The sequence below is a fragment of the Pedobacter humicola genome (genome assembly GCF_056490705.1).
The window spans coordinates 408,400-430,545 of sequence record NZ_JBWJIG010000003.1; the positions used below are offsets into that span (position 1 = coordinate 408,400).

General features: G+C 40.6%; 20 protein-coding genes and 1 tRNA gene. 15 read left to right on the top strand and 6 right to left on the bottom strand.

Annotation, left to right across the window (positions count from 1 at the left end; translation table 11 throughout):
* Positions 1 to 212: 212 nt before the first annotated feature.
* The gene (locus AC04Q1_RS07800) at positions 213 to 782 is read left to right on the top strand and encodes a 2'-5' RNA ligase family protein (RefSeq protein ID WP_478363413.1); all 570 of its coding nucleotides are present in this window, start codon (positions 213 to 215) and stop codon (positions 780 to 782) included.
* Here the strand turns inward: AC04Q1_RS07800 and tamL are convergent, their stop codons facing one another.
* Positions 783 to 3,206, bottom strand: coding sequence for a translocation and assembly module lipoprotein TamL (gene tamL, locus AC04Q1_RS07805; RefSeq protein WP_478363415.1), 2,424 nt, complete (start codon positions 3,204 to 3,206; stop codon positions 783 to 785). It abuts the gene before it with no gap.
* Between tamL and AC04Q1_RS07810 the strand changes: the two genes are divergently transcribed.
* The 7 genes from AC04Q1_RS07810 to AC04Q1_RS07840 all read left to right on the top strand — a co-directional run bounded on the left by AC04Q1_RS07810 (position 3,197) and on the right by AC04Q1_RS07840 (position 8,298).
* Positions 3,197 to 3,943 (top strand): TrmH family RNA methyltransferase, encoded by a 747-nt coding sequence (locus tag AC04Q1_RS07810; RefSeq protein ID WP_478363417.1) that lies wholly within the window; start codon positions 3,197 to 3,199, stop codon positions 3,941 to 3,943. The two genes, tamL and AC04Q1_RS07810, sit on opposite strands and share 10 nt — an antisense overlap.
* A 70-nt stretch (positions 3,944 to 4,013) precedes the next feature.
* A tRNA-Cys gene (locus AC04Q1_RS07815) sits at positions 4,014 to 4,087 on the top strand.
* A gap of 34 nt (positions 4,088 to 4,121) precedes the next feature.
* The gene (locus tag AC04Q1_RS07820) at positions 4,122 to 4,292 is read left to right on the top strand and encodes a hypothetical protein (protein ID WP_010602219.1); all 171 of its coding nucleotides are present in this window, start codon (positions 4,122 to 4,124) and stop codon (positions 4,290 to 4,292) included.
* 303 nt (positions 4,293 to 4,595) lie between these two features.
* On the top strand, positions 4,596 to 5,633 hold the full coding sequence (locus tag AC04Q1_RS07825) for an SDR family oxidoreductase (RefSeq protein WP_478363419.1): 1,038 nt from the start codon (positions 4,596 to 4,598) through the stop codon (positions 5,631 to 5,633).
* 71 nt (positions 5,634 to 5,704) lie between these two features.
* Complete coding sequence (locus AC04Q1_RS07830; RefSeq protein WP_478363421.1) at positions 5,705 to 6,352, top strand: NAD-dependent epimerase/dehydratase family protein; 648 nt, start codon at positions 5,705 to 5,707, stop codon at positions 6,350 to 6,352.
* 100 nt (positions 6,353 to 6,452) lie between these two features.
* Positions 6,453 to 7,496 (top strand): MBL fold metallo-hydrolase, encoded by a 1,044-nt coding sequence (locus AC04Q1_RS07835; protein WP_478363423.1) that lies wholly within the window; start codon positions 6,453 to 6,455, stop codon positions 7,494 to 7,496.
* Between the two features lie 10 nt (positions 7,497 to 7,506).
* A complete protein-coding gene (locus AC04Q1_RS07840; RefSeq protein WP_478363425.1) occupies positions 7,507 to 8,298 on the top strand; it encodes a helix-turn-helix domain-containing protein in 792 nt (263 codons plus the stop codon).
* Between the two features lie 5 nt (positions 8,299 to 8,303).
* On the opposite strand, the gene AC04Q1_RS07845 is transcribed toward AC04Q1_RS07840, so the two are convergent.
* The 4 genes from AC04Q1_RS07845 to nudK all read right to left on the bottom strand — a co-directional run bounded on the left by AC04Q1_RS07845 (position 8,304) and on the right by nudK (position 11,386).
* Positions 8,304 to 9,332 (bottom strand): quinone-dependent dihydroorotate dehydrogenase, encoded by a 1,029-nt coding sequence (locus tag AC04Q1_RS07845; RefSeq protein ID WP_478363427.1) that lies wholly within the window; start codon positions 9,330 to 9,332, stop codon positions 8,304 to 8,306.
* Positions 9,333 to 9,570: 238 nt separating this feature from the next.
* Positions 9,571 to 10,221, bottom strand: a complete 651-nt coding sequence (locus tag AC04Q1_RS07850) for an NAD(P)-dependent oxidoreductase (RefSeq protein WP_478363429.1) — start codon at positions 10,219 to 10,221, stop codon at positions 9,571 to 9,573.
* 74 nt (positions 10,222 to 10,295) lie between these two features.
* On the bottom strand, positions 10,296 to 10,706 hold the full coding sequence (locus AC04Q1_RS07855) for an Rrf2 family transcriptional regulator (RefSeq protein ID WP_478363431.1): 411 nt from the start codon (positions 10,704 to 10,706) through the stop codon (positions 10,296 to 10,298).
* 89 nt (positions 10,707 to 10,795) lie between these two features.
* Complete coding sequence (nudK, locus tag AC04Q1_RS07860; RefSeq protein ID WP_478363433.1) at positions 10,796 to 11,386, bottom strand: GDP-mannose pyrophosphatase NudK; 591 nt, start codon at positions 11,384 to 11,386, stop codon at positions 10,796 to 10,798.
* Between the two features lie 194 nt (positions 11,387 to 11,580).
* Between nudK and AC04Q1_RS07865 the strand changes: the two genes are divergently transcribed.
* The 6 genes from AC04Q1_RS07865 (at position 11,581) to AC04Q1_RS07890 (ending at position 19,812) form a co-directional block, all read left to right on the top strand.
* On the top strand, positions 11,581 to 13,488 hold the full coding sequence (locus AC04Q1_RS07865; RefSeq protein ID WP_478363435.1) for an ABC-F family ATP-binding cassette domain-containing protein: 1,908 nt from the start codon (positions 11,581 to 11,583) through the stop codon (positions 13,486 to 13,488).
* Positions 13,489 to 13,927: 439 nt separating this feature from the next.
* The gene (locus tag AC04Q1_RS07870) at positions 13,928 to 15,205 is read left to right on the top strand and encodes a type IX secretion system plug protein (RefSeq protein WP_478363437.1); all 1,278 of its coding nucleotides are present in this window, start codon (positions 13,928 to 13,930) and stop codon (positions 15,203 to 15,205) included.
* 336 nt (positions 15,206 to 15,541) lie between these two features.
* On the top strand, positions 15,542 to 16,507 hold the full coding sequence (locus AC04Q1_RS07875) for a formylglycine-generating enzyme family protein (RefSeq protein WP_478363438.1): 966 nt from the start codon (positions 15,542 to 15,544) through the stop codon (positions 16,505 to 16,507).
* Between the two features lie 30 nt (positions 16,508 to 16,537).
* Positions 16,538 to 17,854: a Gfo/Idh/MocA family oxidoreductase gene (locus tag AC04Q1_RS07880; RefSeq protein WP_478363440.1), complete on the top strand. Its 1,317-nt coding sequence runs from the start codon at positions 16,538 to 16,540 to the stop codon at positions 17,852 to 17,854.
* A gap of 10 nt (positions 17,855 to 17,864) precedes the next feature.
* Positions 17,865 to 18,860: an FAD:protein FMN transferase gene (locus AC04Q1_RS07885; RefSeq protein ID WP_478363441.1), complete on the top strand. Its 996-nt coding sequence runs from the start codon at positions 17,865 to 17,867 to the stop codon at positions 18,858 to 18,860.
* Between the two features lie 25 nt (positions 18,861 to 18,885).
* Positions 18,886 to 19,812, top strand: coding sequence for a hydroxypyruvate isomerase family protein (locus AC04Q1_RS07890; protein WP_478363443.1), 927 nt, complete (start codon positions 18,886 to 18,888; stop codon positions 19,810 to 19,812).
* A gap of 76 nt (positions 19,813 to 19,888) precedes the next feature.
* Here the strand turns inward: AC04Q1_RS07890 and AC04Q1_RS07895 are convergent, their stop codons facing one another.
* Complete coding sequence (locus AC04Q1_RS07895; RefSeq protein ID WP_478363445.1) at positions 19,889 to 21,376, bottom strand: alpha-amylase; 1,488 nt, start codon at positions 21,374 to 21,376, stop codon at positions 19,889 to 19,891.
* A gap of 180 nt (positions 21,377 to 21,556) precedes the next feature.
* Here AC04Q1_RS07895 and AC04Q1_RS07900 point away from each other — a divergent pair, with 180 nt between their 5' ends.
* On the top strand, positions 21,557 to 22,078 hold the full coding sequence (locus AC04Q1_RS07900) for an acyl-CoA thioesterase (protein WP_478363446.1): 522 nt from the start codon (positions 21,557 to 21,559) through the stop codon (positions 22,076 to 22,078).
* Positions 22,079 to 22,146 lie beyond the last annotated feature (68 nt).

The following is a 22,146-nucleotide window of genomic DNA, read 5'->3' on the forward strand; positions in this document are numbered from 1 at the left end:
CTTTCAGCAAACTAGCCATGATATGAAAGTTGACAACGCTATACATTATTAGGATCACGCTTGTTTACAATGAATGTGTAAATCATAAATCGTTTTTAACGCTTAAAACGAGCGCAGGCAATAGCGCACTATCCTATGCAAACCGGCAATCTTATGCCAGAAATCCTATTACGTTTTTTTGGTTTTACTAAAATTTTTAGTAAATTTACCATATGGAAAATCTATTTTTGGTATGTTTAGTCCCTCCTGTTTCTATTGTAGAAGATATTGATGAGATCAGAACCTATATTTCGGAAAAATTTAAAGTTTATGAATCATTAAAACGGCCAGCGCATATCACTTTATATCCTCCGGTAAAACTGTCCTCACAAGATGCCGAAAAAAGTTTTTTTAAAGCGCTTGAAGATGCTGCTTTCGGCAAGCCTTTTATTCAGGTGCTCAGAAACTTTAATTCATTTCACGATAAAACATTTTATCTTGATGTGGAACAGCATGAGGGACTGATGAATTTAGAAAAACAAATTACCAAGGCATTACAACCATTAAAACTGATAGAGAAAAAAGAAAAATTCAATCCACATGTAACGTTAGCTTTTAGAGATGTAAAACCACCCGTTTTTCAACAGCTTTCAGCAGAATTTAAAGACAGGAAATTCAAGCGCGAATTCCCCGTTTCTTCTTTCTCCGTTTATAAACATCAGGATAAAAGATGGCAACCCTTTAAAGAATTTAACTTTAAAGATCCGGCGACAAAACCTAAAATACCAAGTCTTTTCGACTGATTAAAACGGCATACCAATACCAAAGTTATATTGAAGAAAACGGTAGGTATCTGGGGCATGTGTTAAATTATAATTGTTTTTAAAATCTCTGGCACCGGAGAAAAACTTACTGATTACCCACTGATCCGACCCCATAAACTGCGGATCTTTAAGTTTTAATCCCACATCAAACCTGAACACAAAATACTGTACATCATACCTTAAGCCTAAACCGGTACCAACTGCAAGCTGTTGCGCAAATTTGCTCAATTTAAACACCGTTTGTTCGTCAAGATCTGGCGTTGCGGCCAGAATTGATTCACCCTTACGGAGATTCCAAACATTACCAATATCAACAAAAGCCGCACCTTTTAAAGTTGCACCAAAAAATTTCTTGGCAACTGTAAAGCGGTATTCGAAGTTGGTTTCAATCCGCATGGTCCCAAGCTGATCGAGGCCATAAAAAGCCCTTCGTAAGGTATCACTTCTTAAAAGCCCTCTATCATAGTTGCCCGGACCAATGGTTCTGGCCTGCCAGGCCCTTACCCCACTCGATCCACCGGCGAAAAACTGTTTTTCAAAAGGAATTCCTGTTGAAACCGAATTCCCGTAGGCATAAGCAACACCGGCATTTAAACGGGCAACAAACTGCCTTTCGCCACCCAGGTGTTTGTACCATCTCAGATCAACTTCCGGACGCATGTACTGATTAAACGGTAAACCCAATATTTTGGCTGGATCGTTATTTGCCGGATCATTCTTCGCCCCGGTGAGTTTAGAAATTCCCTGCAGCATATTTCCCGCAATATCCATTCCCGCTCTTAAATAGACGAAAGACCTGAACTCATTCAGTTTGTTTGCATTTAAGGTATAGGTATATTTCATCCCTAAGGTTAAATCCTTTCGCCCCAGTAATGTGGAATAATACAGGTTGTTAAGCACCGTATTCGGATCCACATTGGGATCCAGATTACCAAAACGGTATTCAAAGTTTAAAGGCGTGAAAGAGTGCAGCTTGGATTTCGTTTCCACCCAATCGTAAGTAATGGAATTGATGAAAATCCTCCTTACTGAAACATCTTTTTGCAGGGCATAGATATAGCTGCTTGAAAAAGTAGTGTGCGGCATTCCGTTGCCACCTAGCGTAGGATTATAGAAGGGAATCATCAGCCTTGGCACGGTAATACTCGCACTGATCGAAAAATCACGCTGATAGATATCACTAAAAACCTTCGCTCCATTACCAATCCGCGATTGTAAACCGCCTTTAACCTGCAGCTCGAACCGCTCCGCACCTCTAAAAAGGTTGTTATTGGTATAGGTATTACTGATGTTAAACCCAACTGTACCACCATTAAAAGGTACCTCACCCTCTACCCGGTTAGTCATTACTTTTTGCGGGATCAACTGGATTACGGCATTTACTTTATTTGAGGTACTATCTCGTCTAAAATAATCGATTTTTACGTTCTTAAAAATATTAAGCTCATATAAGCGATCGTAAGTAAGGTTCTCATTCCGGATATCATAAAGTTCACCTTGCTTCAAAAAGTCGTACCTCACAATCGGATTCCGCCTGTACCGTTTAGAAAAATCGGTAAACACAATCCCGTTTATCGTATCCTTGCTCAATTTATAGCGCACAGAATCCGGGAAACCATCCGGGTTTGGAGCAATGATCATGTGCGTATAGCCAATATTAAATTGTTTATGCGGTCCTTCAGCCGGGTCGGTTACATTTAAGTTTAAATCAATTTTATTGGTTTTAGAGTTTGCTTCCGCGCCGTAAACATCGAAATTTACATAAGGCCTTAAGAAATAGAAATAACCGTTTTCTTTCATGATCCGGTAAATCTGTTCCCGCTCGTAAGTTAGCGAGTCCTCATCATATTGCATGCCTTTGTGCAAATGTGTAACATTGGCCTTATTCGATTCGTAAAGGCTTTTAATACTTGCGTTAGGAATCGAATCGCTCAATTTATCAATAAAATAAGCGGGCCCCGGTTTAGCACTAAAAATAACTTCGGCCTTTTTATCGGCTACTTTTATGGCAGCGGTAACTTCAGCCTGACGGTAACCCTTGCTCTTTAAAAACTTCTGGATCTGGTTTCTCGAAATTTCGACCAAAGTACTGTCCAGAATAGCAGGCGGAGTACCAAAAGGTTTAATATCACTGGTTTTGTACCTGCCATCTTTGGTATTGAAAAAATTGTACAAGGGAACATTAATACTCAGTTTTGAAGCCGGCCTAAGATCCTTCTGAACATAATTGTAAGCCTGCTCTTCAAATTTGGCATCTACACTATCAATAGTAACCTTTTTCACTATCGATTGATAGTCGGCAATGTATTTAGTTGATGAACAGGCCTGAATTAAAACAATAATAAATAGTAATATTGCAATGCTTTTCAGTTTAATATTTATTGAGTTTTGGTATGCTTTCAAAATCACAGATTAGTTTTATAAAGTCGTTACATCAAAAAAAATACCGTAAAGAACATGGTTTATTTATTGTTGAAGGTATAAAATCCATAAAAGAGTTTATTCAGTCAAGCTTCCAGATCCATACCCTATTTTACAACAGCGAACAATACAATTTGTTACCCAAATTGCCTGCAAATATAAACTTATTTGAAGTAAAGAACGCTGAATTAGATAAGATTAGTACGCTGCAAACGCCACAAGGTTTTTTAGCATTGGTCCATATCCCCAAAAACACAGCATTAAACCTAAAAGAGCTAAAAAATCAGTTCACTTTAGTATTGGATGGCGTTCAGGATCCGGGAAATATGGGCACCATTATCAGAACTGCAGATTGGTTTGGCTTTAAAAACATCATCTGTTCTGCTGATTGTGTAGAAGTATTCAACCCCAAGACCGTACAGGCCACCATGGGATCATTGGCAAGGGTGAATATTCACGAAGCCGATTTACCCGCTCTGTTAGCTGAAAATACCATACCAGTATTCGGGGCATTGTTAGATGGCGAATCGATTTACAAAACCCAATGGGGAGCTGAAGGACTGGTGATTTTGGGCAACGAAGGAAAGGGAATATCACCAGAGGTAATCAAAAAAATAAATAAACCGGTAACCATTCCCAGGATCGGGGAAGCAGAATCTTTAAATGTGGCCGTAAGCGCTGCAATCTTTTGTGCTGAGTTAGTGCGAGTTCGAAATTAAAACGAATTTTATTGAGATATTATTTGCGGACTAACTAATAATTGCTATTTTTGCAGCCTTGAATTTAAAAGGTCGAGTGGCCGAGTGGCTAGGCAGAGGTCTGCAAAACCTTCTACAGCGGTTCGAATCCGCTCTCGACCTCCATTTGTACAAATAAAATAATTAAAAGGTTATTACCATGGCAGTTACCAGATTAAAAAGAAAAGACAGAAGAAATAAAAATACAGCTCACCAAGAGGTAGCATTTTTAAAAAGAGCAACTAACATCGAGTTAGGAAGCCGCTCTGCACAACCTAAAAACGATCAATTGGCTAAAAACAACGCTGTTTTAGCTGGTTTAGCAAAATAGTTTTTAGAGATTCTTCTTAAAAAAATTTAAAGCATCCTTCTGATCAAAGGATGCTTTTTTTTATGCTTTCATTTTTCTCGCACCTTATCTGGTTGCAGCATCCCGTTACCACCTATCAGCATAAGCTATATCAACAGTTTATAAATACCGGCGGAGCATTAAGGTTTAAGAACATTATGTTCCCCACTTTCGAATATAATATCCTACATCATTACCTGAGCTTTTCAACAAATCAAAATTGGACTTTACAACAAAGCCAAGCATCTCCTGAACACCGATCTTTGTCGTATAAAATTTTAAGAGATGATAAATTCAGATCACAGCCCACTGGTTTTGGTCACCGGCGGAACCGGTTTTGTGGGCATACATTGCATTTTACAATTATTGGAAAAAGGATATCGGGTAAGAACAACCCTGCGTACCTTATCCAGAAAAGAAGAGGTAATCGAAATGTTAAAAAATGGCGGACTAAGTTCCTTCGAAAACCTTTTCTTTATAGAAACCGACCTATCAAGCGACACTAACTGGGATAAAGCAGCCGAAAACTGCGATTATATTTTACACATAGCCTCACCTATCTCCTTATCGCTCCCAAAAACGGAAGATGAAACAATCAAACCCGCCATTGAAGGCACCTTAAGGGTACTAAATGCTGCAAAAAAAGCAGGGGTTAAAAGAGTGGTGATCACCTCTTCCTTCGCAGCGGTTGGTTATAGCCATAAAGATGGTAGCCTTATCACAGAAAAAGACTGGACAAATCCTGACGATAAACACTTGTCAGCCTATCTAAAATCAAAAGTATTGGCGGAGCGCGCAGCCTGGGACTTTATAAAAACCCAGGGCAAGGAAATGGAATTAGCTGTAATCAATCCAATGGCGATTTTTGGGCCGTTATTAAGCCAGAAACTTTCGAGCGGCCACGACCTTTTAAACAGGATGTTCGACGGATCGATGAAAGCCATTCCACAGATTACTTTGGGCATTGTAGATGTAAGAGATGTCGCCGATCTCCATATCCGTGCCATGACCGATAAAAATGCCAATGGACAGCGATTCTTGGCCTTATCCGGCGGTACACTTTCCCTTCCTGAAATCGCTACACTCATCAAAGAGAAAATGGGCATTAAAAACATTGTAACGAGGGTGGCTCCAAACTGGCTGATCAGGTTAATTGCACTTTACAATCCGGCGGCCAGAAATATTGTTCCGCAATTGGGAAGAATAAAAAATGCAAGCAATGAAAAAGCACGAACCATTTTAAACTGGAAACCCAGAAGTAATGAAGAGGCAGTAACATCCGCCATAGCAAGCATGATCAAATTTGGGCTGATCAAAAAATAATTTGCTTTAACATGATAATAAACCGTAATTGTACACAGATACAATGGATTAACCATTATAAAAAGATTGAAATGAATGTAATCATTACAGGGGCCACCGGAATGGTAGGTGAAGGTGTTTTGTTCGAATGTTTGGAAAACCCAATGGTAAAAGAAGTATTGATGGTAAACCGCAGGCATTATGATACGGAACACCCTAAGCTAAAGGAATTGTTAATCAGCGATTTTACCAAGCTCGAAGGACTCGAAAATCAGTTATCTGGTTACGATGCCTGTTTTTATTGCGCCGGGATTAGCTCTGTAGGCATGAAAGAGGAAAAATACAATCACATCACTTACGAAACCACTATCGCTTTTGCCAATAAGCTGGCACAATTGAATCCGAATATGGTTTTCAATTTTGTTTCTGGTTCACATACCGATGGTACCGAAAAAGGAAAAATCATGTGGGCAAGGATAAAAGGAAAGACGGAAAATGCGTTAATGAAATTACCTTTTAAAGCGCAGTACAACTTTCGCCCTGGTTTTATGAAACCCTTTGAAGGACAAAAAAAGGTAAAAGCATTGTTCAGACCCATTATATGGCTTTTTCCGATCTTATTGCCTAAAATATCGTTAACGCTTAAACAGGTAGGGCAAGCCATGATTAATGCGGTGCAAACAGGTTATCCGAAACAGGTACTCGAAATTGCGGATATTAAAATATTGGCTGCAAAATAATATGAAACCAAAAATGCGCCGGTTCCTAAAAATAGTGAGGAATACGTTTCTTTCTATACTTGGTTTGATATTGCTTTTGGCGATGGTCACCTTTTTCTACATGAAACAACCGCAATTTGGTGCTTTGCCTTCAGGAGATCGTTTGGCGAGGATCGAAAAATCTCCCCACTACAAAAATGGAGAATTCCATAACCTGATCGAGAAACCCACCATTGCTGAAGGGTATAGCATTGCAGGAGAAATTTACGCCACACTCTTTAAAAACAACCCCAGGACAAGTCCGGCTGACAGTATTCCGTCTATTAAAAACAATCTGTTTAACCTGCCCTTAGATTCCAATGTTCTGGTGTGGTTCGGCCATTCTTCTTGTTTTATCCAGTTGGATGGCAAAACATTCTTAATCGACCCGGTATTTAGCGAACGTGCATCGCCATTACCATGGGGACCCAAAGCCTACAAAGGAAGCAATAGTTATAGCGCTGCAGATATCCCGCCTATAGATTATCTGATCATATCTCACGACCATTACGATCATCTGGATTACCCAACAGTTGTGGCCTTAAAAGAAAAAACCAAACACGTAATCTGTGGCTTGGGCGTTGGCGCACATTTCGAATACTGGGGTTATCCCAAAGAAAAAATAATCGAAAAAGATTGGGACGAGGAGGTTAATATTGCACCAAACTATACGGTTTATACTGCCCCTACCCACCATGAATCTGGTCGTGGTTTACGCAGTTCTAAATCACTCTGGATGTCGTACCTGATTCAGTCGCCATCCATGAAGATATATTACAGCGGAGATGGCGGGTATGACAATCATTACGCCAATACAGAAAAAAAATATGGTCCGGTTGATTTGGCCATCATCGAAAACGGACAATATGATAAAGCCTGGCGGTCGGTGCACAACCTGCCCGAAGATGTAATACAAGCTGCAAAAGATTTAAAAGCGAAGCGTATTTTGCCTGTCCATTCTTCTAAATTTACCTTGGGCAAGCATCCCTGGGACGAACCATTGATCAAAATTTCCGAACTTGGCAAAGCAAACCATATTCCTTTAGTCACACCAATGATCGGGGAAGTAGTGTATCTTGATCATCAAAAACAAACTTTTAAACAATGGTGGTTAGGAATTAAATAAAAAAGGCGAAATGTTCAATAAAGTAGATAAAATCACATCTTGTTATATTGGCCCGGCCATTTCGCCAGAGCAATTTGTTGCGGAGCATATCTTTCTATACCTGATCAAAGGTAAAATAGAAGGTTATGACGGAAATAAGCATTATAGCTTAAACCCCGGGGAATGCTGCATCATCAGAAAAAATCATTTAGCAAGATATAGCAAACAAAGAGAGGAAAATGAATTTGAAAAGGTAGTGGTCGTTTTTGACGAAGCCTTTCTGAAACACTTTCAGGATAAGTACAAAATAACGCTGGCTGGATTTAGCACTGATGATGCATTTTTAAGACCAAAAAGAAATGAACTTATCCCAAATTTTTTAAAATCACTTGGCCCCTATTATCAGGGCGAAGGCAAGATAGATGAAAACTATTCAGACATTAAAAGAGAAGAACTGCTTACAATCCTCTTGAGCAACAATCCCGAATATGCTGGTATATTTTTCGATTTTGGGATTCCCGGAAAAATAGACCTCGAGGCGTTTATGAACAGAAATTATAAATTCAATGTGAGTAATGAACGACTGGCATATTTAACTGGCCGAAGCATATCTGCTTTTAAAAGGGATTTTAAAAAGATATTTAACGATACACCAGGTCATTGGCTGATCCAGAAACGCCTGCGTGAAGCACATTTCCTGATCGAGAACAAAAAACAGAAAGCTTCAGAAATTTACCTTGATCTTGGTTTCGAAGATTTATCGCACTTTTCCTTTGCCTTTAAAAACAGATTTGGATATAATGCATCCAGTTTATCGGTTTGATAAGCCTAAACCAGTTCCTTACAAATGCTTCTGATCAGTCCCGGACCTTCATAAATAAAACCGGTATATAATTGAACCAGACAGGCACCGGCATCTAATTTTTCTTTGGCATCTTTAGCCGAGTGAATTCCACCAACACCGATAATCGGGAATGCTTTGTTCGATTTCTCTGTTAGATAACGGATCACTTCTGTAGAACGTTCTTTAACCGGTTTACCGCTCAGGCCACCAGTTTCGGCAGTCAAATCCTTCTCCGTAGTCAGATTTTCCCTACTAATGGTTGTATTGGTCGCAATGATGCCCGCAATTTTGGTTTCAGCAACAATCTCGATAATATCATCCAATTGAGCATCGGTTAAGTCAGGCGCAATTTTTAATAAAATCGGACGGGAAATATCGTTCTTACGGTTACGCTGCTGTAAAGTATTAAGGATTTTTTTTAAGGGTTCTTTTTCCTGCAGCTCACGTAAACCCGGGGTATTGGGCGAACTTACATTTACGACGAAATAATCCACCACATCAAAAAGACGGTCGAAACATTTAATGTAATCGTTCACCGCATCTTCATTTGGTGTAGCTTTATTTTTGCCAATGTTCCCACCTACCACAATATCGGGATGTTTATCTTTAAGCAAACGCAAACGTTCTGCCATTACATCTACCCCTTTATTGTTGAAACCCATCCGGTTAATCAATGCTTCATCGTTGGGCAAGCGGAACATACGTGGTTTATCGTTTCCGGGTTGTGGCATTGGTGTTACCGTACCTACTTCGATAAATCCAAAACCTAAATTACTCAGCGACTCCACGTATTCGCCATTTTTATCAAAGCCGGCAGCCAAACCGACCGGATTCCTGAATTTTATCCCAAAAACCTCGCGTTCTAAACCTTTAATATGAACATCAAAACTGCTCCGGATAATGGTTTTACCCAATGGAAATTTATCATTAAACCATTTCAACCGCTTTACTACAAAATAATGTACGTTTTCAGGGTCAAATTTGAAGAATAGTGGTTTAATTAAGCGATACATGGCACGAAGATAAGAACTTAATGCTAATTATGGAAAAAAGCTTCATTCGTTCAATGGTCATTTGTTCATTAGTCGAGATGGCTAAATCTAACCGAACGTGCTGCATAGGTCCATAGTTGATGGTCCATGGTTTTTATAGCTATGGTCGAAAGCAACTGGCCATCAACCATGAACTATTAGACTATGAACCATCAACCCTGGGCAACTACCCAATGAACCAATGACTAGTAAACCAATCCTAATATGCTGCTGTAAACTGCTCCTGGTGATGTGCCTTATTTTCCAGTTCATCAACGATAACGATCGCTAAATCTTCTACCGATAAAATTGAACGGCCTTCTTCGTTAAAAACCGGACTAGTTTTACCCAAGCGGTATTTTCCAGTGCGACCAGTAGTGATGCCCTGGTGCATTTCAATAGCCGGACTAAAAAACAACCAGTCTAATTCCTTTTCTTGTTTCAAGGTGTTGAAATAATCTCTTACTGCTGTTGCGCCTGGCTTGTATTCGGCAGGAAAATTAGGCCCATCCACGATTTGGTGACCATCAATCTGCAAGGTACCCGCTCCACCAATAAAAATGTAGCGTTTAACACCCGATGCTTTTACTGCGGCCTGTATCGCTTCAGCACCTTGTACAGTGTCGTTATATAAATTCGGGTTGGTCCATCCTGCGTTAAAGGCACTTACCACAGCATCAGCACCTTTTAAAGCTTCTGCTAATTTTTCAGTATCCAAAACATCTGCGGCTACTTTACTTACTTTAGCATCGCTATTTTCTATTTTGTCCGTATCACGCGCAATGGCGATAACTTCATTTCCACGGCTTACCAATTCATTTAAAATGGCCTTACCTACAAAGCCAGATGCTCCAATTAATGCTACTTTCATGTGATTTAATTTTTAAAATTATGATTCGATTCTTAAATTGTAATGTTTTTTATTACAGTTTTTAACAAAAAATTTTATTCAAACTTTGATGCAAAATCTGCCAGTGTCTGTTTCGACAAATTTTCTATTAATGCATTTTCAGCATCGCTGTACAACGCATCTAAATGTTGGTTGATCTGCCTGCCGACCGGACATTTTGGATTCGGTTCATTTTTACTCTGCCCCAGCACATTGCTGCCTCTTACTGATTTATATACATCGCCCAAATTAATATCCGAAGCGCTTTTAGCTAAAAATGAACCACCTCCCTTGCCCTCTTTACTACCCACAAAACCATGTTTGCGCAAATTCATAATCTCTTTACGCACTAAAACAGGGTTGATATTAATGCTTCCGGCCAGATATTCTGAAGGCACAACACCACCCTTGGCCTCATTTAATAAGGTTAGGATATGCAAGGAAATAGGAAACCGGCTGTTGCTCATTCTGTAATTATTTTTATTACAGTACAAAGATAGGATAATTTCTCTGCTTCCCTGAAACCCAACATCATTTAACTTTTTACTGACATTACTTAAGCCTTTGAGAGCAGTCCATTAAGTTGTGCATATTGCAAAAGCATAATGGTCTTTCCATCTTTAATCTCTCCGGTAACGACCATATTTAAAGCGTTGTTAAAAGGAATTTCCAGCACTTCAATATTTTCTTGCTCTTCATGATGACCGCCACCCTCGCTTATCCTCATCTCTTTTGAATATTCGGCAACAAAAAAATATACAATTTCGGTTACAGAGCCTGGCGACATATACGCTTCAAAAACCTTTTTTACATCCGTTATTTTATAACCCGTTTCTTCTTCGGTTTCGCGCTTGATTGCTGTTTCAGGGTTATCTTTGTCCAGCAGACCGGCACAGGTTTCGATGAGCATACCGTCTTCATTTCCATTTAAGTAAGTAGGCAAACGAAACTGACGGGTTAGGACAACACTTTCTGTTTCTTTATTATAAAGCAAAATAGTGGCTCCATTACCCCTATCATAAGCTTCGCGGCTTTGGGTTTCCCAGCTTCCGTCTTTTCTTTTGTAATCAAATGTTACTTTATTCAGTGTGTACCAGTTATCAGAAAGAATTTCTTTGGCGGTTATTTTTATGTTACTATTATTCATTAGGAGATCATGTTTTTTCACACAAACCTATACATTTTATTTAGCGCTACCGAACGATCACTTAAAAAGAGGAGCAGCCGACAAATCACCTCCACCCTTCAGAAATGCAATATTCTTAGCTAAAGTAAGCTGCTTTTCCGTATTTGACTTTCCATCTGAAAAAAGCCTTTAAATTTCGTACTTTTGCAGCCGAAATGATTTCAATAAACAATTTAACATTCCTGATTGGCTCAAGGGCTCTATACGACGACGCGAACTGGCACATTAAACCCGGCGATAGAGCTGGTTTAATCGGCGCCAACGGAACAGGAAAATCAACACTATTAAAAATAATTGTAGGCGAGTATGCACCGAGTTCGGGTACCGTTTCGATGTCGAAAGACTTGAAAATTGGCTACTTAAACCAGGATTTACTTTCTTACGACTCGCACCATAGCATTTTGCACGTGGCCATGGAGGCTTTTGAGCGCCAAAACCAATTGCACGATGAAATTGAAGAACTGCTTAAAAAAATAGAAACCGACTATAGTGAAGAGGTTTTATATAAATTAAGCGATAAACAGCAAGAATTTGAAGCTTTAGATGGCTACAACATCGAATATAGGGCTAACGAGATTTTAGCCGGTTTGGGTTTCAGCACTGCGGATCAGCTGCGTCCGCTAAATACCTTCTCCGGAGGTTGGCGTATGCGCGTAATGCTTGCAAAAATATTATTGCAAACACCAGATATCCTATTGCTGGATGAGCCGACCAACCACATGGATTTGCCCTCTATTAAATGGCTCGAAAATTATTTAATGGGTTTTGAAGGGGCAATCGTGATCGTATCCCACGATAGGTATTTCTTAGATAAAATTGTAAACCGTACGGTCGAATCGCGTAAAGGAAAACTAAACGTATATGCTGGTAACTACAGTTTCTACGTGGAAGAAAAAGCATTGCGCGGTGAGATCCAAAAAGGCGAGTTTAAAAACCAGCAGGCCAAAATTAAACAGGAAGAACGTTTAATTGAGCGTTTTAAAGCTAAGGCGAGTAAAGCCAAGATGGCACAATCGCGGATGAAAGCCTTGGATAAAATGGAGCGTGTGGATGATGTGGACGATGATAACCCAACGGTAAACTTTGCCTTTAAATTTTCTAAACCTTCAGGCAGGCACGTGGTTCGTATCGAGCATGCCACCAAGAGCTACCCGAACGTCCACATTTTAGATGATGCCGAAGGTGTAATCGAAAAAGGTGATAAAATTGCTTTGATCGGTGCGAATGGTAAAGGTAAATCTACCTTGTTAAGAATGATTGCTGGTGCCGAAAAATTTGATGGTTTCTGCGAAACCGGTCATAACGTAACCACTACCTTCTTTGCACAGCATCAACTGGAATCGCTGCACTTAAACAATTCCATTTTGGAAGAACTGCAGGCTTTTGCGCCAAAACATTCCGACACCGAATTGCGCAGCATTTTAGGCTGCTTCCTGTTTACCGGCGATGATGTTTTCAAAAAGATCAAAGTGCTTTCCGGTGGTGAAAAATCGCGTGTGGCCCTGGCCAAATCACTAACTACAGATTCGAACTTCCTGATCCTGGATGAGCCTACCAACCACCTGGATATCCAATCGGTTAACATCCTGATCCAGGCTTTGCAACAGTTTGAAGGTACTTTTATTGCTGTATCCCACGATAGGTATTTCTTAGATAACGTAGCCAACAAAATCTGGTTTATCGAAGGCGAAAAGATCAAACAATATCCTGGTACCTATGCCGAATATGAAGAATGGAACAGCAAAAGGGTAATTCCTGTAGCTAAACCTATTCCGGTAAAAATGCCCGAAAAACAAAAGGAAGCACCAAAACCAGTTACGCCAAACACGGCTAACCAGTTAAAAAAGCTGAACGAGGAGCTGCAAAAAACAGAAAAACTGATTGCTGATTTAGAACAAAACGTTAAAAACATCGAAACGGAACTGGCGGATGAAAATGTGTACAGTAAAGCCGATAAATTAGCCGAAGCCAACAAACGTTATTTGGCAGCCAAACAAGATTTAGACAACAGTCAAACCAGATGGGAAACCTTAGCTGCTGAAATTATGGAGCTGGAAGGTTAGTTTTAATGTGCAGTCAGTTAGTTGTTACCATCTTACTGTTAAGTAATCCTTAGAAAATCCAAAAAATAGAATTTGAATGCAAATTAAGATAAGTGTCAGATCGCAATATCTGACACCACGTAATATGGCCGTCCTGATGTAAAATCGGGACGGCTTTTTTGTGTGTTTTTTTGCCACAGTGACACGGAGAATTGTATGCCGTCAGATGTTACCATCTGACGGTTACGATTGCTATAGATCGAAGCGTTGTCAACTTTCCCGCCAAGCTGCTATCCAGGTTGACAACGCTGAACAAATCAAACCAAACCTCAAAAAACCCCGTGTCTGCCTGCCCTGCCGTTCAGGCGGGCGTGGCATCATATAAAAGAGTATTCCGTGCAATCCGCAGCAATTTCAACCATGTGTTTTGCCACTTCCCAATAAAACTTTACTTTTAACCATGCAGAAAATACTATTTCCGGTTTTATTTTTCATCTCTACATTCGCTTTTGCGCAAAACGATCAAAAGTTTACTAATGAGAATAAAATCTATCTTCCAAATATTAAAACTGTACTTTGTTACAACAGCAATAAAGAACAAAGTTTACCGGTATTGATGCTCAATTCATCAGAAACCTTATCTTTTTCTTTCGACGACCTGCTTGCCGGCACTCAAAATTATTGGTACACCATTGAACATTGCACTGCAGAATGGCAGCCTTCGCAAATTTCGAGCATTGATTATTTAGGAAGTTTTAACGACGACCGCATCATCAATTACCGCTATTCTTCTAACACCACCCGGAAATACACCCATTACGAAATCAGCTTGCCCAATTCACAGATCCAGCCAAAAATTGGCGGCAACTATGTGTTAAAGGTTTATTTAGATAATGACAAAAACAAACCTGTTATTTCGCAACGTTTTTACATCCTCGATAGTCAGGTGGCGGTAGCCGCAGAAGTAACCAACTCCCTGCAAGTAGAGAACAGAAACTATAAACAAAAGATCAATTTCACCATCAACCATGCCTTCCCTATTCCAAACCCCTATCAGGATATAAAAGCCGTGGTGATGCAAAACTTCAATGCCAATACCATCCAGGTAAATACAAAGCCGGCATTTGTAAGATCAAACCAACTGGTATACAACGACCTCAACACCAACGATTTTTGGGGCGATAACGAATTCAGAAAATTCGACACCAGAAGTTTAAGGTATAAAGCTGATAACGTTAAAGACATTTACCGTGATAAAGAATCGGTCAATGTGATGCTTTTTCAGGATGCCTCAAGAGCAGTTGGTGCATTTGCCAATCAATACGATGAAAACGGAAACTTTTTTATCCGCAATACTGATGGGCGTGATGATAAAACCGAATCGGAATATATGGGTGTTCTGTTTACGCTGAATGCACCAGCGCCCGGTGCCAATGGAGATGCCTACGTAATTGGCCGCTTTAACAATTACACCATGAGCAACGAAAACAAATTGCTTTATGATGCCAGCAGAAAGCAGTTTTATGGCAATATCATGCTTAAACAGGGGCTTTACGATTATGAGTTTGCCTGGTTTAATAAGGACACCAAAATATTGGAGAGCAGGCCTTTCGAAGGAGCATTCTTCCAGACGGAAAACAGTTACCAGATTTTTGTGTATTACCGCCGTCCGGGTGCACGTTGGGATACATTAGTGGGTTTTACCAACCTGAGCAATAAAGTTGCAGATAAAAGATAAATCAGCTTTCCAGTGGTGACCCGTCAAAGTGAAAACAAACCCTGTGAGGAATATAAGCTTAAATGAACTTATATCCCTTACACGGTAAAAAACTCTTGCCTATTATGTTCTTAAACAATTCATGATAAAAAAGATTCACCTAAAAGATATCATCTAATAGATCCTATAACAAGTTCAGGAGGACGATAACTTTAATTGTCAACTTGACTTTTAATATTGTATTCCTTACCTTTATTGTTACATTAATTTTCTTTGTTTTAAATGCGGTTATTTACTTTAGCATTTCAGTAAGCAACCAGATAAACACCTAGAAATTAGTGTTTCTAACCAAAAACTATGTTCAAAAAATTAATTGCCGTTGCATTAATCATCAATCCCTGCGTACAGATTTTTGCGCAAGGCACCAACAGTTCCTATACCCAATCCATCAACGGAACAAAACTAAAATTCGATATGCAGGCCATTCCCGCCGGAAAATTTAAAATGGGAAGTAAAACAGGAAAGGCCGACGAAAAGCCTGTTCACGAGGTTAATCTCGATGCTTTCTGGATCGGAAAACATGAAGTAACCTGGGATATTTTTGAACCTTTCCTTTACCGCGATTACGAAAAAAAAGCGAGTGAAGGCGCTATTCCTGCTGAGGTTGATGCGGTAACCAGACCAACCAAACCATATCTCGACATGACTTTTGGCATGGGCAAAGAACATCAGCCTGCTGTAGCCATGACCCAGTACAATGCCATTCAGTTTTGCAAGTGGCTGTATGTACGTACCGGTGTTTTTTACCGTTTGCCAACCGAAGCCGAATGGGAATATGCCTGTAAAGCGGGTACCGAAACCAGTTACTCTTTTGGCAACGATGCTGCTAAATTGGGCGATTATGCCTGGTTTAAAGAAAACAGCGATAACAAAACACACCAGGTGGGTTTAAAAAAACCAAATCCCTGGGGATTGTTCGATATGTACGGCAATGTGAGCGAATGGACATACGACCAATATATTGCTGATTTCTACGCTCAAAGCAAAGATAAAACAGCTGAAAACCCGGTTGCCATACCCGAAAAACTCTATCCAAATGTAGTGCGTGGCGGTTCGTATGATGAGATCGCCGGCAATTTAACCTCAACCGTTCGATTGGCTTCCGATCCATCCTGGAAACAGTTAGACCCACAGATCCCGAAAAGCAATTGGTGGTTCCCGGAAGCACCATTTGTAGGCATGCGGTTGGTACGCCCTGTAAAAACACCATCAAAAGCCGAAATAGATGCATATTACAATAAACAACCTATAAAAGACTTTTAAAAAACCTAACCACAACAAAAAACTAAACACATGAAAAAACCAATTAACCAGCAAGATCGTCGCGATTTTTTAAAGGCTACCGCCATGCTTGCAGGCGGAGCCATGTTGAGCAGCATCCCACTTACCGGAGCTTATGCTTCAGGATCAGATACGATTAAAATTGCCTTAATCGGCTGTGGCGATCGTGGTACAGGAGCGGCTTTCCAGGCCTTAAGCACCAAATTCAATATTAAACTGGTGGCTATGGCCGACGCTTTTCAGGATCGCTTAGACAGCAGTTACCAATCCCTTTTAAAATTTGGGGATAAAATCGATGTTCCGAAAGAACGCCAGTTTGTAGGTTTCGATGCTTATCTAAAAGCGATTCCTTTAGCCGATGTGGTGTTATTAACCACGCCTCCGGGTTTCCGCCCCATCCATTTTGAAGAAGCCGTTAAACAGAATAAACAGATTTTCATGGAAAAACCTGTTGCTGTTGATGCACCGGGTATCAGAAGGGTATTGGCCGCAGCTGAGGAAGCAAAAAAGAAAAAATTAAACGTTGTAGTAGGTTTACAACGCCGCTACCAAACCAACTACCGCGAAGCCATGAAACGCATTAACGATGGTGCCATTGGCGATATCATGTCGGGCCAGGTATATTGGAACAGCGGTGGCGTTTGGGTACGTCCGCGCACGCCTAACCAAACCGAAATGGAATACCAGATGAGAAACTGGTATTATTTCAACTGGTTATGTGGCGATCATATTGTTGAGCAGCACGTACACAACATTGATATTGCCAACTGGATCAAAAACGGGCACCCGGTATCGGTACAGGGAACCGGAAGTCGCGCCTGGAGAACCGGGAAAGATTATGGCGAAATTTACGATAACCACTCTATCGAATTAACTTATGCAGATGGTGCGGTAATCAATAGCCAGTGCCGTCACTTTGAAGGCATCAGCAACCGTGTGGATGAATCTTTTCAGGGTACAAAAGGTAAAATTTATCTTTCAGGAAGCAATCAGGCCATCATGAAAGATTATAAGGGCAAAGAATTGTATAACCACAATACCAAAGGAAACGCAAACCCTTACCAAACCGAACACGACGAACTTTTCGACGCCGTTTCTAAGGGTGAGTATAAATTCAGCAATGTAGATTATGCGGCTACCAGTACGTTTTCTTCCATCATTGGCCGTTATGCCACTTATTCAGGTCAAACCATTAAATGGGATGAAGCATTAGCCTCGAACATCAGTTTAATGCCCGAGCGTTTTGCATGGGATGCCAACCCGAAATTAATGCCTGATGAGAAAGGATTATACCCTATCGCCATGCCCGGACAAGCAAAGGTGATCTAAAAATACATGGATGCGTTATAGATATTTGCTTTTCCTTTTACCGCTGATTTTCGCTTTCTCCCTGAAAAAGGAATTGAGACAGTACAAAATCAGTGGTTATGCACAGGGAACCGATTATGCTATAATGTATTATGCTACTGATAGTCTGGCGACCAAACAAGGTATCGACAGTTTATTAAATGAAATTGATTTATCGATGTCGCTTTACAAAAAGGGATCATTGATAAATCAGTTTAATTCGGCAGCGAAGGAAATCAAAACCGACCATTTTATAAACGATGTACTCAAAAGGAGTTTCGAGATCAACCAGGATACCAAAGGCATTTTCGATATTACCGTAGCACCATTGGTACAGGCCTGGGGCTTTGGACCAAAGGATGCCAAATCTGAACCAGACCCTGCTACCATTAAATCCATCCTGACCTGCGTGGGCATGAAAAACCTACAACTCAAAAACGGACTGCTCACCAAATCAAAACCTTGCGTGCACATCGATTTAAACGGCATTGCACAGGGTTACAGTGTAGATTTAATTGCCGCTTACCTCGAAAATAAGGGAATTAAACAATATGTGGCCGAACTGGGCGGCGAAATCAGGATTTCAGGTCCAAAACCGAATGGCGAGGCCATGAAAATTGGTATTGAAGGTCCGGATAAAGACGGTACTCCGGTAATCAGGCATATTGCTGCCATCAATTCGGGCGCCATTACAACTTCGGGCAATTACCGGAAATTCCATCAGAGCGGTAAGAAAAAAATCTCGCACCTGATCGATCCTAAAACAGGCTATCCTTTAGATAATGAGATGATCAGCGTTACGGTTTACGCCAACGACGCCATCACCGCCGATGGTTATGATAATGCATTGATGGCCATGCACCTGGAAGATGCCATGGCATTTGTAGCAAAAAGAAAAAATCTTGATGCTTATTTTGTATACCACCAAAAAGATGGCAAGGTTGCCGACACCTTAACCACAGGATTTAAAAAATTAATCACCCACTAATACCAATCAGTTTAAAACCAAACCGATGAAAAGAAGTGAATTTATAAGAAACAGCCTGTTAACCGCTGGTGCAATTACCACAGGAGCAGGAATTACCAATACTTTTGCCGCCGAAAAACAAAACGTGACCCTAAGCGATAAAACTTTCAATCTGGATTACGCGCCCCATCAGGGCATGTTCGAAAACCATGCGGGCAAAAGTTTTTTAGATCAGATCCAGTTTATGTACGATAAGGGCTTTCGTTCTATCGAAGATAACGGCTACCTGAACCGTTCGGTTGAAGAACAGGAAAAAATCGGGAAATTACTGGCAAAACTGGGCATGCGCATGGGCGTTTTTGTTGTAGATGGTGGCGATAACTGGAAAACCTCGTTAACAACGGGTAAAAAAGAGTTTAAGGATAAGTTTGTCGAAACCTGTAAAAAATCGGTTGAAGCGGCTAAACGCTGCAATGCCAAATGGCTTACCGTTGTACCGGGTTTTTACGAACGTAACCTACCCTATGGCAACCAGTTTGCCAATGTAATCGACGCGATGCGCGCAGGAGCAGAGATTTTCGAACCCCATGGTTTGATAATGGTATTGGAAACCTTGAGCGATACACCCGAGCTTTTCCTTCAAAAAACAAACGAAACCTATGCAGTTTGTAAAGCGGTGAAAAGTCCGTCGTGCAAGATCCTTTACGACATTTACCACATGCAGCGTACAGAAGGCGATTTAATTAAAACCATCGATCGCTGTTGGGATGAAATTGCCTACATCCAGATTGGCGATAACCCGGGCAGAAAAGAACCCACAACAGGCGAAATTAATTATAAAAACCTGTTCAAACACCTGTACCAAAAAGGTTATAAGGGTGTAATGGGTATGGAACACGGCAATTCGAAAGGCGGAAAAGAAGGCGAACTGGCCGTAATTTCGGCGTATAGAGCAGAGGATAATTTTTTGTAATATCCAGTGGTTGGTACCACACCAACCACTTTATTCCATGGTCTGTGATGACACAGACCATGGCGTTTACAAATTATTAGCCCACTTTCAATACCCACACCGATACACTACCGGCATTGCAATGAAACTCAGCCCAGCCATTTTCATCAATGGTAATTTCCTGTGGTCTGTATCCCAAAGCATCAACAAAAACCTTTCCGGCGAAGTGTTTACCGATTTCCATTTTCTTAAAGCCTTCTTCACCTGTACTTAACAATACCGCAAGCCCGCTGTTTTCATGTTCCTCATCACCGGCACGGGTCCACCCTACGCAAATGCCATGATCAAAATAATCACGTTGTTCGCCGTAAGCCAGGGCAGCACGTATTTTAGTCATCGTTTCCACAGCCGGGATGGCCGCCAGTTCAATATGTACCTCATCTCCTTCTTTATCCTTATCGTCGTATATCCCGCCATAGAGATCAGGGAAAAACAAACAAGGGATTCCCTGCACACGCAACAGGATCATGGCATAAGCCAAAGGCCTGAACCAAAAATCGACATAAGACTCCAATGCCTGTAAAGGCTGCGAATCATGATTATCCACAAACGTCACCGCAAGATCGGGTTTTACCTGAACCAGGGTACCATCAAAAATGGTCCGCATGTCAAATTCCTCATCCTTACTGGCCAGGAAAAAATTATGGTGTAAGAGCGAATCAAATATCTGGGTACGCCCCCCAGTAGTTTCAATATATTGCAATTGCCCCTGTATATCGATTACATTCCAATCTTCGGCAACAATAAAAAATTCACGGTTAAACTTCTGGTTCAAATGATCGATCCATTCTACAATAAAGTCGGGGTTGATGTGTTTCACAGCATCCAACCTGAAACCATCCACCCTGGTGGTTTCTATGATCCATTCGCCCCAATATTTTAACTCCTCAATTACAGCCCGGTTGCGGTAATCGATATCATTAAACATCAGGTAATCGTAGTTACCGAATTCTGTAGATGGAACGTTCTCAAAACCTTCACCTAAATAATTCTGAATGGAATAAATAGCGGTTTCCTGTTTGTCTTCGGCCCAATCTACCCCGCTAAAACATTCATGGTCCCATATAAATTCCGAATATTTTCCTTGCCGGCCTGGAAAAGTAAATTTCGTCCATGCTTCTATTTCGAAAACATCACTGGTAAATTCATTCCGATCATCCGGATTTACCGTCCTCACTTTAATCTTTTCCAGTTCATCGCCGCCAGCTTTATGGTTAAAAACGGCATCTGCTAAAACGCCAATTCCGTTATCATGCAGGGCATCTATGGCTTTGATGTATTCGTCTTTCGAACCATGTTTGGTTACTACACTTCCTTTCTGGTCGAACTCGCCTAAATCGAACAGATCATACACCGCATAACCCACATCATAGGCTGCATTGTTCGATTTATAAGCAGGTGGCAGCCAAACAGAAGTTACACCGATTTCTTTTAAATGACCCGCTTCGGCAGCTACTTTGGTCCATAAATTTTGTTCTTCGTTATAATACCAATGGAAAAATTGGATCAGGGTCTGATTTTGCATTAATTCGATTTTTGTAAGGATAACATGATTATTCTTGAATTGTTTTCGGCTGACTTGGAACAATCCTGTTTTTCTTTTTTTCTGAGATTTGGATGATTATTTCAGAAAAAACCCGTTTAATTCATCAGAATCTACTTGCAATGCAACATTAACACACAATTTACTTACTTTTGCGGGTAAATGAGCCTTAAAAAGAAATTCGCTAAAGAAAGTTTTACCATCATGAACGAGTTGGTATTGCCAAATGATACCAATACCTTAAATAACCTAATGGGTGGCCGTTTGCTCCACTGGATGGATATTGCCGCAGCAATTTCAGCTCAAAAACATTGTAACCGCATTGTGGTAACGGCTTCAGTTGACAATGTTTCTTTTAAACAACCGATAAAACTGGGTGATGTAATTACCATCGAAGCCAAAGTTACCCGGGCGTTTAATACCTCTGTAGAAGTGCGTTTGGATGTTTGGTCGGAGAATATCCCAAGTGGTGCACGCCAAAAAAGCAACGAGGCGTATTATACTTTTGTGGCGGTTGACCAGAGTGCGCGGACCATTCCGGTTCCCGAGCTTATTCCGGAAACACCAGAAGAAGTGGATCTGTTTGATGGGGCCTTACGCCGCAGGCAATTGCGCCTGGTTTTGGGTGGAAAAATGCACCCTGACGATGCCAGCGAACTCAAGGCACTTTTCTTTAAAGCATAATTTTTACATTAAATTTCTTTTTGCTTAGCCTGATTGTTTTATTTTAGCGGCTTACCCTACGCTGAAAA